Annotated in this window: 16 protein-coding genes; 9 read left to right on the forward strand and 7 right to left on the reverse strand. The window is 40.9% G+C overall.

Translation table 11 applies throughout. From position 1 onward, the window contains the following. Positions 1-262: 262 nt before the first annotated feature. Entirely contained in the window at positions 263-1,426 is a 1,164-nt protein-coding gene (locus tag LZG71_RS27390) for a DUF4105 domain-containing protein (protein ID WP_233825926.1), read from the forward strand. A gap of 57 nt (positions 1,427-1,483) precedes the next feature. Here the strand turns inward: LZG71_RS27390 and LZG71_RS27395 are convergent, their stop codons facing one another. The 6 genes from LZG71_RS27395 to LZG71_RS27420 form a co-directional block, all read right to left on the reverse strand. Further along, positions 1,484-1,720, reverse strand: coding sequence for a DUF6364 family protein (locus tag LZG71_RS27395; RefSeq protein WP_233825927.1), 237 nt, complete (start codon positions 1,718-1,720; stop codon positions 1,484-1,486). 151 nt (positions 1,721-1,871) lie between these two features. Further along, complete coding sequence (locus LZG71_RS27400; RefSeq protein WP_233825928.1) at positions 1,872-2,210, reverse strand: DUF86 domain-containing protein; 339 nt, start codon at positions 2,208-2,210, stop codon at positions 1,872-1,874. Beyond that, positions 2,200-2,502, reverse strand: a complete 303-nt coding sequence (locus LZG71_RS27405; RefSeq protein WP_233825929.1) for a nucleotidyltransferase family protein — start codon at positions 2,500-2,502, stop codon at positions 2,200-2,202. The genes LZG71_RS27400 and LZG71_RS27405 overlap by 11 nt, the downstream gene beginning before the upstream one ends. A 170-nt stretch (positions 2,503-2,672) precedes the next feature. Continuing rightward, positions 2,673-3,041 carry a hypothetical protein gene (locus tag LZG71_RS27410; RefSeq protein ID WP_233825930.1) on the reverse strand — a complete coding sequence of 123 codons (369 nt, stop codon included), beginning with the start codon at positions 3,039-3,041 and terminating at the stop codon, positions 2,673-2,675. Between the two features lie 255 nt (positions 3,042-3,296). After that, positions 3,297-4,127, reverse strand: coding sequence for a 5-dehydro-4-deoxy-D-glucuronate isomerase (gene kduI / locus LZG71_RS27415; RefSeq protein ID WP_233825931.1), 831 nt, complete (start codon positions 4,125-4,127; stop codon positions 3,297-3,299). 237 nt (positions 4,128-4,364) lie between these two features. Then, the gene (locus LZG71_RS27420; protein WP_255713257.1) at positions 4,365-5,135 is read right to left on the reverse strand and encodes an SDR family oxidoreductase; all 771 of its coding nucleotides are present in this window, start codon (positions 5,133-5,135) and stop codon (positions 4,365-4,367) included. Between the two features lie 422 nt (positions 5,136-5,557). Between LZG71_RS27420 and LZG71_RS27425 the strand changes: the two genes are divergently transcribed. The 6 genes from LZG71_RS27425 to LZG71_RS27450 all read left to right on the forward strand — a co-directional run bounded on the left by LZG71_RS27425 (position 5,558) and on the right by LZG71_RS27450 (position 10,097). After that, positions 5,558-6,592, forward strand: a complete 1,035-nt coding sequence (locus LZG71_RS27425) for a LacI family DNA-binding transcriptional regulator (RefSeq protein ID WP_233825932.1) — start codon at positions 5,558-5,560, stop codon at positions 6,590-6,592. A 12-nt stretch (positions 6,593-6,604) separates the two neighbouring features. Next, positions 6,605-7,096 (forward strand): NUDIX hydrolase, encoded by a 492-nt coding sequence (locus tag LZG71_RS27430; RefSeq protein ID WP_233825933.1) that lies wholly within the window; start codon positions 6,605-6,607, stop codon positions 7,094-7,096. Positions 7,097-7,226: 130 nt separating this feature from the next. Then, positions 7,227-7,835: a peroxiredoxin gene (locus tag LZG71_RS27435; RefSeq protein WP_233825934.1), complete on the forward strand. Its 609-nt coding sequence runs from the start codon at positions 7,227-7,229 to the stop codon at positions 7,833-7,835. Positions 7,836-7,958: 123 nt separating this feature from the next. Continuing rightward, positions 7,959-9,122 carry a methionine aminotransferase gene (locus LZG71_RS27440; protein WP_233825935.1) on the forward strand — a complete coding sequence of 388 codons (1,164 nt, stop codon included), beginning with the start codon at positions 7,959-7,961 and terminating at the stop codon, positions 9,120-9,122. Between the two features lie 79 nt (positions 9,123-9,201). Continuing rightward, positions 9,202-9,633 (forward strand): hypothetical protein, encoded by a 432-nt coding sequence (locus LZG71_RS27445; protein ID WP_233825936.1) that lies wholly within the window; start codon positions 9,202-9,204, stop codon positions 9,631-9,633. Further along, on the forward strand, positions 9,630-10,097 hold the full coding sequence (locus tag LZG71_RS27450; protein WP_233825937.1) for an RES family NAD+ phosphorylase: 468 nt from the start codon (positions 9,630-9,632) through the stop codon (positions 10,095-10,097). The genes LZG71_RS27445 and LZG71_RS27450 overlap by 4 nt, the downstream gene beginning before the upstream one ends. 3 nt (positions 10,098-10,100) lie before the next feature. Here LZG71_RS27450 and LZG71_RS27455 read toward each other — a convergent pair whose 3' ends face one another. Continuing rightward, complete coding sequence (locus LZG71_RS27455) at positions 10,101-11,336, reverse strand: FtsX-like permease family protein (RefSeq protein ID WP_233825938.1); 1,236 nt, start codon at positions 11,334-11,336, stop codon at positions 10,101-10,103. Positions 11,337-11,364: 28 nt separating this feature from the next. Between LZG71_RS27455 and LZG71_RS27460 the strand changes: the two genes are divergently transcribed. Both LZG71_RS27460 and nadE read left to right on the forward strand, forming a co-directional pair. Next, positions 11,365-11,619 carry a hypothetical protein gene (locus LZG71_RS27460; RefSeq protein ID WP_233825939.1) on the forward strand — a complete coding sequence of 85 codons (255 nt, stop codon included), beginning with the start codon at positions 11,365-11,367 and terminating at the stop codon, positions 11,617-11,619. Positions 11,620-11,657: 38 nt separating this feature from the next. After that, positions 11,658-13,718 (forward strand): NAD(+) synthase, encoded by a 2,061-nt coding sequence (gene nadE, locus LZG71_RS27465; protein ID WP_233825940.1) that lies wholly within the window; start codon positions 11,658-11,660, stop codon positions 13,716-13,718. Positions 13,719-13,738: the final 20 nt, after the last annotated feature.

Raw genomic sequence — 13,738 nt, forward strand, 5'->3', positions numbered from 1 at the left:
CGAGTTTAGGTCTATTAATTATAATTATCAAATATTAAATTGTGTTTAATTGCGCAATCGTTGTCGGGAACGTTGCCAGAGGGCGGGCATCAAGGTAAATAGTGTCGTAGGGGATAAATTTAGAGCAATAGAACGCATTTGATCCACTGTGTTTTTCAAAAGTAGTTTTCATTAGTTTTGGTATTATCCTTATACGCAATAGAATTCGCAGTTGAAAGGAGAACGGCTTTTTTGCCTAAAAATGATTATCCATAGCTTTACTATGATGAAAATCGCAATCGTTACGATTTTACTTTTTACTAGCTTATCTGCATCAGCACAAGTTGCATTGTCCGATTCCGCTGAGGTTTCTATTATTACCTGTGGGCCTTATCAGGAAGAGGTGTATTCTGCTTTCGGGCACACAGCTATCCGAATTTATGATCCCCTGAATGGTATGGATCTGGCTTTCAATTATGGAACCTTTGTTTTTAACTCGGCTTTTTACCTGAATTTTCTCAAAGGAGATCTGCTTTATAAACTTGGAGTATCCTCATATGCGCCTTTTAGAGATTCTTATATTTCAGAGGAGAGATTTGTTCATGAACAGGTTCTGAACTTCAACAGAAATCAAAAACAGGAGATTTACAATCACCTGCACAAGAATGCTCAGCCAGAAAACGCTACATACAGATATGATTATTTTTACAATAACTGCTCGATCAAAGTAAGAGACTTATTTATTGAATTGTTTGGGCAGAATTTAAAGTTTAACAATTCGTATTTGAAAGGTGGTTTCACCATTCGTGATCTGACCAGAATGTATCTGCAACAACAGCCTTGGGGAGAGTTGGGTATTGAGGTGTGTTTGGGATTGCCAATGGATAAACAACTTTCTCCGTTTGAATACATGTTTCTTCCTGATTATACCGAAAGGGGTTTTGATCATGCCACCCTTAATGGCGCACCTATTGTAAAAAGGAAAAATATTGTTTTTGAACCAGATCAAAAAAATAGTGCCATTTCAATTTTTCATCCTGCTATTGTGTTTTTCCTCTTTCTGGTTGGAGTTATTTTTATTTCTTTAAAAGATTGGAGGTGGCGGAAAATTACGAAATGGTTCGATGTGAGCATTTTTTTGATCATCGGTTTTATTGGTTTGCTCTTATTTGCACTTTGGGCTTTTACCGCTCACGAAGCTGCTGCTAAAAATTTCAACTTGTTGTGGGCAATTCCGTTTCACGTTATAGCTGCTCTAATCCTGATCAGCAGAAAGTACGCATACACTCTCGCCGGATATTTCAAAGTGGTCTGGATTTTATCAATTATAACGTTGTTGCTTTGGTTTTTTATCCCTCAGAAACTTAACGTCTGCCTGATCCCATTAGTGATTGCATTGGGAATCCGTGCATTTTTGATCTCTCGTTTGTTGGTGAAGGACAGGTAGATGCCAGAAAAACTGGAATTAACAGGGAATTTTATGCATCGCCTGGAGGTGTTTTTTTTATAATTTCCTTGTAAGTTCTTTTTTGTAGTCAAAATATTCAGGCGCATTAAATGAGCCTTTCAGCGATTTTACAATAGGGGTAAGCTCGGTCTCATCCTCAATCGATGATTCTCTTGTGATCGTTTTGAGATAATTTTCAATGATATCAGACAAACTACGCTCATTGTCTTTTGCGTATCGTTTCGCCTTATCGCTAACGGACTGTTCTATGGTGAGTGTGAGTTTGGTATTCATAGTGAACTGGTGGTGATATTAGGAAACATCAATTTGAGAATTCAAATCTTGGAGTATAAGAACATTCAGTATATTGATTGCTTGAAAGCCGTAAGTTTTATTAATGCTATGATCAAGTCAAGCCACTTTTGGGTGTTAACTAAGGAGGTTTCTACTCATCCAACAATGCGTGTATTTCTATTTTTAAAATTGGAAGGTGGCGGATAACGATACCCCATATTACATCGTCTGAAACAGAATCGTAGCCGTGAATTATTCTATTTCTGGTGTCAACAATTTTTCTGGAATTTGAAATTTTAACAGTTTCATCATGCTTTAAGACTCGGCTTAGAGCTTCGCCAATTATTTCGATATTTCTTTCAACAGCTCGTTTGGTTCGGAGGTCACTCTGATATTTTGCAAACTCCTTTGGGGTATCATTCAGAAAACTTTCGATTTCGATAATTGCATTCAAGATATCATAGAGCCATACCTTTATGTCATTGTCCATAAAGTAGTTGTCTTTGGTGATTGACAGACTGTCTGAAATAGGGATTTTTTATGGCTTTTTCTTCTAATAGGTCAACAGGTCTTTGCAAGATGTCTTGAAGAGAAAATTTGAAGTCAAAGTAGTTATCAGCATAGTCCTCTAGCTTTACATCCGAGAAATCAACAATCAGGTCAACATCACTTTCTTTGTTGAAACTGTCAGTAAGAATCGAACCAAAAGCATACAGGCTTTTAACTTTATGAATTTCACAGAGTTTGATTATGGCTGGTTTATACCTTTCAAGTCGATTCATTGTTCAAAAAATTGTGAGTTGAATTTACATAGTTTTTGTGGAAGATTTTTTCCTAGGTTGAATTTTGTTCGGTGATGAGATGCGAAATTTTAGAAACTTTATCCAGGTGGAATGATTAAGATTTGTTTATATTTATTTGATTTGTAATTAGTTAAATAATTTTTATTGATCTATTTGCGAACATATTTGATATCAATGCCATCGACTCTTTCATCTTCTTCGAAGACCCGCGCTAACTTATCGTATGTAATTTTAACCGTTCGATTGTCAAGCCATTCTATATTAACATCAATGAGCGTATCAAAGCTTGGGTGCGACCTGGCTTTGCCGTGATCATCATCCGCAACAAAAGTGTTTCCCGCGCCATCGATCATTTCGTCACTTTCAATGAGGGAGATATGAGTGGAAAAACCGGTAGTAGCTCCACAGTCGTAATTATGTAGTACAATCTTGTGCTTTTGATCAGGAGAGAAGAAAGTAGAGTGAATTGTATTTTTACAGCCTCCATCTGTGAAGAAAAAGAACGCAAAAATCATCATAATAAAGATGGCAATTATGGATGCAAAAATGCCAATGATCTTTAGTAAAAAGTATAGAATTTTTTTCAATGAGGGTGTAGGTGGTTTGTTGCTACGTAGATTTACTCCTAGAATAATATTTTAAATCGCTGTAAGATTAACTTATCCACTAGATTTGGTTATCTCATGATAAACTCATTATGCTTGTGATTTTACTAAAAAAGCCGAACAAGTCCTAAAACTTATCCGGCTTCAATAAATAACATTAAATCCAGCTTACTTCAAATCTCCAATCAGAACAGGATCCATATCGGTGTAATCCTTGTTTTCGCCTGCCATTCCCCAGATGAATGAGTAATTGGATGTACCGCATCCTGAGTGAATCGACCATGGCGGAGAAATAATCGCCTGGTGGTTGGCTACCCATAAATGGCGTGTTTCCGAAGGTTCGCCCATCAGGTGAAGAACTCTTTGGTTTTCAGGAACGTCGAAGTAGCAATAGGCTTCCATACGGCGGTCGTGCACGTGCGATGGCATGGTGTTCCATACGCTGCCGGTTTGCAATACGGTTAGTCCCATTACAAGTTGGCAGCTTTGGATTCCTTCAAGATAAATGTATTTGTAGATCGTACGGTGATTGGAAGTTTCCATACTACCGACTGTCATTGGCGTCGCATCTTCTTTTGAGAAAAAGCGGGTAGGGTAGGTTTGGTGAGCCGGAGACGACAGCAAGTAGAAAACAGCCGGATTTGCCGCATCAGTACTTGTAAATATCACCTCTTTCGTTCCTTTTCCTACATAAACACAGCCCAACTTAGAGATGTTGATCGTTTCGCCATCGGCTGTTACGTGTCCGTCGCCACCAATATTGATGATCCCGATCTCACGTCTTTCCAGAAAATAATCAGCTCTTAGCGAATCAAACGTTTCGAGGCGTAAAGGTCCATTAGCAGGAATGGCTCCACCGATCATCACACGATCATAATGTGAATAAACGAATGAAATTTTATCCGTTTCGAAAATATTTTCTATCAAAAAATTCTCACGTAAACTGGCGGTATCCATCTGTGATACCTCTTTACGACTACTTTCAAATCTTATTTGCATGACTTTTTTAGCTATGAGCGGTTGGCTATCAGCTGTTAGCTCCAACCTGTTTAATTTACTTTTAGTGAAATGTGAGAAGCCGGGCGGTGAAATAACTATCTGTTCACATGTCTCGCTAAGTCCGTTCAGCCCGCCAAAAAGCGTTCAGACCGGCACTTCATTCTTTTGTATGGCTTTAATGTTAGCTATGAGCTTTTGGCTCTTAAAACTATAAACTTATAACTGTAAACTTTAAAGCTACCTTCCCATCCATCCGCCATCAACTGTGAGCGTAGTGCCGCTTACGTAGCTGGATGCGTCCGATGCGAGGAAAACGGCTGGTCCTTTAAAATCTTCCGGCAATCCCCATCTTCCCGCTGGTATACGGTCCAGTATGGATTTACTTCTTACCGGGTCGTTCCTTAGTGCCTCGGTATTGTCGGTATTGATGTAACCAGGAGCAATTGCATTCACATTTACACCTTTTCCTGCCCATTCGTTGGCAAGTGCTTTTACCAAACCACCAATCGCGCTTTTGGCCGCGGTGTAACCCGGCACATTGATGCCGCCCTGGAAAGTAAGCAAAGACGCCGTGAAGATAATCTTACCATATCCTCTTGCCACCATTTCTTTTCCAAGTTCTCTGGATAGGATAAAAGGCGCGTCCAGATTAATGTTCAAAACCTGATCCCAATATTCATCCGAATGCTCGGCGGCTGGCTGGCGCAGAATAATTCCGGCATTGTTGATCAAAATATCAATTTTTGGATGATCGATTTTTACCTGACCTACGAAATCGTAAAGTTTGGCACGGTCTCCCAAATCAACCTGATATGGATAAAACTTACGGCCTAAGCCTGTAATTGATTTTTGCACTTCGCTGTCAGCGGATGGTAAGGATGACGATATTCCGATGATGTCGGCTCCGGCTTCTGCCAGTGCTTCGGCCATGGCTTTCCCTATTCCCCGGTTACATCCTGTTACAAGCGCGGTTTTTCCGGTGAGGTTAAATTGGTCGGTAATGCTCATTAATTATTGGTTTGAATTTTTCTCAGAAGAAAACTTTTGGGCAGGATCCGGTTGGTCTGCCCAAAAAATAGGTTGATCACATCTATATATTAGCGATGTTAGATGTATTTATTATAAATATCAAATAAAAAATTGTCTTTTTAATTGCACACGTTACCGGGAACGTTGCCGGATTTTTAATTCTTCTTCCTCCGAACCTTATTGCTGACACAGCGCTGTAATCGGGGTGCGAAGCATTTTGCACCGTCCTTATCTTTATCAGGAACAAGTTTGGGTCAAATTTAGCGAGGGATTGCAAAAGGATGTGTTTTGAATCAAAATTGATGGCTGCGGCTGGTTTTGAGAAAAATGTAGTATATTCCCTATTCGTAGAAAAGTATGATATTTTTGACATATCGAAACTGAATTAATTAAGTCTTTCTTTGGAAACAATTACAATAAAAGATATTGCACGTGCGCTCAATCTATCCACATCCACGGTTTCCCGTGCATTGCGGAACAGCTATGAGATCAATGCTGAGACAAAGAAGCTGGTGATGGAGTATGCCGAAAGGATGAATTACAGACCCAATCCCATTGCGCTCAGTTTAAGGGATAGCAAGAGTAAATCCATAGGCGTAATCATTCCTGAAATCGCCAATAATTTTTTCTCCCAAATGATCAATGGAATTGAGTCCATTGCGTACAATATGGGTTATCACGTTGTGATTTTTCAAAGTCACGAGTCTTATGAGCGTGAAGTAGCTAATACCAACTACTTGGTTTCCAGAAAAGTAGATGGACTTCTCGTATCGCTTTCAAGCCTCACGACGGATCTCCATCATTTTGAGGAACTGATGGATAAAGGACTGCCGATCGTCTTTTTTGACAGGGTACCCAAAGAAATAGAAACGCATAAAGTGGTGGTTGATAATTTTTTGGGAAGTTACGAAGCGACCGAACATCTGATCAAATCGGGACGGAGACGTATTGCGCATCTCACCAGTCCTATCTATTTGTCTATCACCACGGAAAGGCTGGCCGGCTACAAGAAAGCATTGGAAGACAATGACATACCTTTTGATGATGCCTATGTAAAATATTGCCATCATGGCGGGAAAGTGGTAAGTGAAAATGAAATCGCCATGCAGGAACTGCTCGATATGCCGGAACCACCAGACGCAATACTTGCTGCAAGCGACAGGCTGACTACGGGTTGTCTGGCTGTTTTACTTAAAAATAAAGTGAAAATTCCGGAAGAAATCGCAGTGGTTGGTTTCACAAACATTGGCGTAGCTGAGTTATTGAATCCACCTTTGACTGCCGTGGTACAACCCGCATTGGAAATGGGTCAACAGGCTGTGGAATTACTGATCAGGCTTATTGAACATCCAAAAAAAACCAGTGCGTTTGAGACCCGTTCTTTCAAAACATCGCTCGTAGTAAGGGAATCTACGGCTTCAAAAATCACTGTCTGACAATTTTTTAATATGAATGGTCCGTCGACAATTAGCCTTCCGCTTAATGGAGGGCTATTTAATTTTAGGGTTGCAGGAGTGGCTGTTTGTAACGACAGAGTACTGCTTCACAAAACGCCTTCCGACAACTTCTGGAGTCTTCCGGGTGGCCGTGTTGACATGTTCGAACTTACAATGGAAACGCTTCTTCGGGAGATGGCGGAAGAAACGGGCATAACCGCAGAAGTTGAAGATTTGATGTGGGTGGTTGAAAACTTTTTCTCTTACGATGGCAACAAGTACCATGAGGTTGGATTTTATTATAGAATGGTAGTTCCGGTTCTCGAAAATCAACATGATTTTCAAACAATTGAAGAAGGAGGAGAACTTTTGTTTCATTGGCATGAAATAGATAAACTTCACGAGATTAGAATATATCCTGATTTCATCTCGGCGGACCTGATTCGCAATACCAAATTTACAAAACACATTACATCCGCTTTCAAGGATTTAAATGCAGGTTAGATAACGTTTTTCAGGAATATTATACTTTGGTATGCATGAATTCAAATCTGATAAAATAATAATCTATTAAGTTTGTAGATTATATAGATTTAAATATATTTGTGACAGAATCAATACAACCCTGGCAAATATGTATTATGAAATTGAGGATGAAGTAGGAAATATTTCTACCATTCAACTACGGGAAAAATTTGTGGAGGAACCAATTGAGGTTCTTAAAGCAGGTGATTTTGCACCATTGTTTTATTTGAAACCAGACGAAGGTTTTCAGGTAACGTCTATTTCGGGCTCCAACGAATCGAGGTCGCTGATAGAATTACTAAGAAACCGACCGCTTGTTTTAAGTTTCTATTGTACATGCTGGGGAAGTTATGCACCGAAACATTTGAATATGTTGCAAGAGATTGCGCCGAAAATCGAAGCATTGGGAGGACAATTGTTGGTGCTAAGTAATGAATCTTCCAAATACATTGAGCGCCTTACAAGAAAATTGGATACAGAACTTACGATTGTTCATGACAGAGATCATAATGTGGCAAGGACGTACGGGGTTTATTCGGAAACCTCGCCTATATGGGATCGTATTGCAGGTATTTCAGAAGAGGTATTTACACCTTCGCTTTTTGTGATAGGTAAAGACAGGAGGGTCTCATACACATTTATAGACGAAAATTTTGATCATTCACCCGACACAAAAACATTGCTCAGAGAGGTATACGCCTGGAAAGGTAAAAAGTAGTTGGTAATTATATTTTGACACCCCGTATCCGCTGGTAGCTATCGACTATATTTGAAGCTTCCGTTGCTGATACGGGCTTTTTTTGTTGTTCCTATTCCTGTTTTTATTATTACAGAATTAAATATGTTATCTGCCGGGACAGAAATCCGATCTAAACTCCCTAAGGTTGGAACTACCATTTTTACTAAAATGTCGAAATTGGCTGAGGAATACAAAGCCATCAATTTGTCGCAGGGATTTCCCGAGTTCGATTGTTCACCAGGTCTTCAGATACTGATGGATCGATATGTCCGGTCGGGGAAAAATCAATACGCACCCATGGCAGGTGTAATGGCTCTGAGAGAAGCGATTTCTAAGAAAACGTATGCTGCGACGGGAGTGGAATATCATCCGGAATCTGAAATAACGATAACCAGCGGAGCCAGTGAAGCGTTATATGTTGCAATAAGTGTGGCGGTGCATCCGGGCGACGAAGTTATTGTGTTTGAACCGGCTTACGACAGTTATGTTCCGGCTATTGAGCTCAACGGTGGGATTCCTGTGTATGTTACCCTGGATCCTCTCTATGACGGAATTGACTGGGATGTGGTGGCAACACGTTTTTCAGCTAAGACAAAGGCGGTTATCATTAATACACCGCATAATCCGACAGGTAAGCTTTGGACAGAAAGTGATCTGCAAAAGCTGGGAGAATTGACCACTAAGCATGATGTGGCCGTGATCAGCGATGAAGTGTATGAGCACATTATTTTTGACGGAAGAAGTCATGTTTCCGCGTCTGCGATACCATCTCTTGCCAACAGGACCTTTGTGTGTGGTTCGTTCGGTAAAACCTTTCACATTACTGGTTGGAAAGTTGGCTACTGCCTGGCTCCGAAAGAGATTAGTGCTGAATTTCGTAAAATACATCAGTATCTGGTGTTCAGTGTCAACACACCTGCGCAGTTTGCTTTGGCGGAGTACCTATTCGAGCCGGAACATTATCTTGGCTTGTCTGCGTTTTATGAAAAGAAGAGAAACCTTTTTATCAATTCCATCAATGATATTGGGTTTGAGATAAAGCCTTCGGAAGGGAGTTTCTTTCAAAATGTTTCTTACCATCATCTGTCCGGGGAGCACGACCTATACCTGGCAGAGCGGCTAACTCGTGAAGCAGGCGTGGCTTCCATACCTTTATCTTCGTTTTACAATGAAGCAGTTGATTACAAAGTCCTGAGATTTTGCTTTGCAAAAAATGATGATACCTTGTTAAAAGGTGCGGAAATGCTTCATAATGTAAAATGGTAAATGTCTTGTAAGATATTCAGGAATAGATATTTGTATTTTGTAAAAATGTCGTATGTTTGTATGACAAAATACGGATATTGTGAAAGCGATTAACTATAAGATGCCGAGGGAACTTCCCCTGCAAATGGCGTCAGAGCCGGAAGTTCTTTATTTTGCAAAGGATAAAATCGCTGCTTTCTCAATTGCTGATTTTAATTCTTTGTCACAAAAACTGCTCTTTACACAATTGGAATGGGCTGCTATTTTGCATATAAGCGACCGAACTTTGCAGCGTTACCTGAAAGAAAACAAGCCGTTTGAAGGGCTTTATGCAGAGCATCTATATCAGCTCGAAAACATGGCTGCAATAGGCATTCAGGTTTTTGGTGAGGTAAAACACTTCGACGAATGGCTGCGCCAACCTAAATCAATCCTGGATAAAACCATTGATTTTTCTGCACTGCAATCATTTTGGGGCGTGAAGCTGGTATGTAACGAGTTGGGGCGTATGGAGCATGGCGTGTACATATGATGGTATATCGCCTGGCCGCCATGGATTACATTCATGACCAAACGGGAACCGGAGCGAGGCTGTTTGGCGGGAGATGGAACCCGGAAGGTTACTCCTGCATCTACACGAGTGAACATGCGTCTTTGGCATTTTTGGAAAAGTACGTCCATGCAAAGTCAAAGGAGAATATGAGCCGAATTGGATTGCTGAAAATTGAAATACCGGATGATGAGAATGGGATATTTCATGCAGATACTAAGCTTTTCAAATCTCGTTGGGAGGAAGATATTTCCTATTCGCAATGGCTGGGAGCGCAGATATTGAGTGATTTGTCTATCGTGGCTTTTTCTGTTCCTTCTGCCATTATTCCCTCAGAAAGAAACATTATTCTAAATCCGCTCGCTGCTAATTTTAAAGAGGTGAAATTCCTGCCTGTCACTGACTTTAAAACAGATTTCAGGTTTCTGAACAGACTCTTATCCTGATTTTTATTTCTTGAAAAGCAACGCTTTGATAGGCTGAATTCGGGTGATGATCAGTGTTGGAATAAGTAATATAAGTGCGGAAACAACGATGGTAACCACATTTACAAGCGCAAATATCGACCAGTCGAATACAATTGGCACAGTGTCCATGTAGTAATTGACAGGATCAAGGGATATTAATTTGTACTGATGTTGCAACCAGCAAAACAGTAGCCCAACGCCGTTTCCAATTAACAATCCCTTTTGCACCATGTGTATTCCTACCTGAAAAAACACCATTCTAATTTGTTTGTTTGGGCTACCCAGTGTTTTTAACAGACCGATCAGCGGCGTTCTTTCCATGATCATTACCAATAAAATGGAGATCATGTTGAAACAGGCTACAAACAATATCAGCGAAAGGAAAACGGCGGTATTACGATCGAGCAAAATAAGCCAGTCGAAAATTTGTGGAAAGCTGGTCGTGACCTTTTGCAGATAAACTGCCGGAGGCAGTACTTTCCTCAGTTGGTTGGAAACATCATCTATCTTGGCAAAATCTTTTAGGTAAATTTCATAAGTACCAACGGAATCTGGTCCCCAGTTGTTGAGCCGCTGCACGAGCGCGAGGTCACCTATCATCAATACGTTGTCAAATTCTTCCATTTGGGTATTGTAGATACCTGCAATCGTAAGCTTTCGGGGTCGTGGTGGGTTTTGTAACGAATACATGATCACATCATCCCCTGATTTGAGACGAAGCTGTGATGCAATTTTTTGACTTATAATGACTTCCGAAGAGTATCCGTAATTAATGGATGAAGAATCTTTATAACCGATCAGTCGACCGGAAACGAGACTTTTTTTGAAAGTATCCCAGTCATAATCTTTTCCAACGCCTTTCAACACAACACCTTTAATTTCATCAGGTGTTTTCAGAATACCCGATTTATTGGCCACAACCTGCCAATGATCAATTTCCGGTATTTTAGGTAATTCTTCTGCAATAGGATTTTTGAGTGGGAGCGGACCTTCTTCATAAGTATTCCCCATTGTGAATGCACTCACATTGATGTGTGCCCCGAACAGGAAAATCTTCTGCTGAATGGTTTGTTTAAAGCCTAAGAGAACGGCAAATGCGATAATCCCGACAGCTACACCGATGGCAATACTGGCAATACCGATACGCGAAACCGTTGCAGAGAAGGAACCTGCTTCATTGTGACGAATTCGTTTGGCGATAAATGAGGGAAATTGCAAGGGTACTGCGCTGGTTTAATTTTTTTGTTTGGCAAAAATAGAAAAAAAAAGGGAAGGTGGAGTCGGAGGAGGTAAGGGGCTTTGGTGGAAGATCCCGGTTTGTACGCTTTTTAGCGGACTGAACGGTCGGTATGTAACTTTCCCCAAACAGTTTGCTATCTCAACGGTCAAAACTAAAATGGATGCAAATGAACTTTATATAGGAATGGCACATTTTAGCCGACAGCCGCTCAATAACTTCTTCTCCTCATTTTTTGTTAAGTTGCAGACAGATTTCTGTTGAAGTTTTAATCACGATATCATAATCGAATAACATATAATATGCCACAGATAAAAGTAGCATCCGGGGTGGTGAACCAAACACCGATGGCCTGGGAATCGAATACCAAACATATTATTGGGGCAATAGAAGAGGCAAGGAAACAGTCTGTGAGCCTGTTGTGTATGCCTGAGCTTTGTATTTCCGGATATGGTTGTGAAGATTATTTTTTCGCTCCTGATCTGGTTGAGCAGGCCCAGAAATGTTTGTTGGATATTGTGGATGAAACGGCAGGTATCACAGTGGCTGTGGGCTTGCCTTTGAGGCATAATAACAGCTTGTACAATGCTGCCTGTCTGATCGCCAATAAACAGATACTTGGTTTTTACTGCAAACAGAATCTTGCAAACAATGGCATTCATTATGAAGCACGTTGGTTTCGTCCCTGGCAGCCAGGCGTTGTAGATAGTATTGAAATCAATCAAATGAATTATCCGATTGGTGATGTCATTTTTGATTTGTCAGGAAGTCCTTTGCAGGGAGGTACGCATGGTGTGCGTATCGGGTTTGAAATTTGTGAAGATGGCTGGGTTTCCAACCGTCCTGCGCGCAGGCACTATGAAAGAGGCGTGGATATCATTCTGAATCCAAGTGCAAGTCATTTTGCTTTTAATAAATTCATGACACGTGAACGCCTGGTTGTAGATGCTTCCCGAACATTTGCATGCAGTTATATTTATACCAATTTATTAGGAAATGAAGCTGGTAAGGCTATTTACGATGGTGATGCCATGGTGGCTTCCAATGGTGAATTGCTGGTGAGCAGTCCAAGGTTTAGCTATGAGGATTTCTTTGTTACGACCGCTGTAATTGATACCGACGTTACAAGATTGAGTCAAATTCAAAACTATATTTCGGCTCCGTCCAAAGACAAAAGCTGGCGTGTCTCCGGAAGATTCGATTTCCCGGAAATAGAACCTGTTTTGCCACAAGTTGCGGAATTAGAGGCTTTTGAAAAAGGAGGTGCGATAAAAGAAGAAGAATTTGCCAGAGCCGTATGCCTTGGTCTTTTTGATTATTTGCGAAAAAGTAGATCCAACGGTTTCACTATATCGCTGTCGGGTGGCGCAGATTCCTGTGCTTGTACTGCTCTGTGCGGACTCATGATCCGCCTTGCCGATGAAAGCATTGGGATGAAGCGAGTGAAGCAGAAACTTTCGTACATCAAGCACATCCAGACTGCTAAAACAGAAGAAGATCTGGCTCTGGTTTTGATACACAATATTTATCAGGGGACTGAGAACAGCTCCAAAGATACGCTGGAATCGGCCAGATCTCTTGCACATTCAATTGGATCGACTTTTTATAATATCAATATTAACGGGCTGGTAGAAACCTACAAAGGTTTGATCGAAGATCAGATTGGGAGACGGCTGTCGTGGCAGGAAGATGACATCGCTTTGCAGAACATTCAGGCCCGGGTACGCGCTCCCGGAGTTTGGTTGCTTACGAACTTGTCCAACCATTTGCTCCTTGCTACTTCCAATAGGTCGGAAGTGGCGGTTGGTTATGCAACCATGGATGGTGATACCGCTGGAAGTATCAGTCCGTTGGCGGGTATTGATAAGCATTATTTGCGGCAATGGCTGAGATGGCTGGAAACGCAGGGGTGCGAAGTGAAAGGCAAACATATCAAAATTGAAGGACTAAAAAAGGTGAACAGCCTGCAACCTACCGCAGAGCTACGACCTTTGGAAAGAAACCAGACGGACGAAGCAGATCTTATGCCTTATGATTTTCTTGATGCTTTGGAAAAACTTGCCATAAGAGACAAAAAAGCGCCTGTTGATGCCTTTCGGACTTTACTGGTTCGTTACAAAGGACTTTATGCACCCGAACAGATTCATGCATGGACAGAGCGTTTCTTTAAGCTATGGAGCCGAAATCAATGGAAACGTGAACGTTATGCGCCATCGTTTCATTTGGATGATCTCAATCTTGATCCAAGATCCTGGTGTCGTTTCCCAATTTTGTCAGGCGGTTTCGAAAAGGAATTGGCTGAACTGAATGAATACGTAAAAGGAAATGTATTGAACGGTTCGAGGCGAAGGATTGGGTTTTAAAACTGGATAGGAAATTATAC

Source organism: Dyadobacter sp. CY312, assembly GCF_021390535.1.
GTDB lineage: Bacteria > Bacteroidota > Bacteroidia > Cytophagales > Spirosomataceae > Dyadobacter.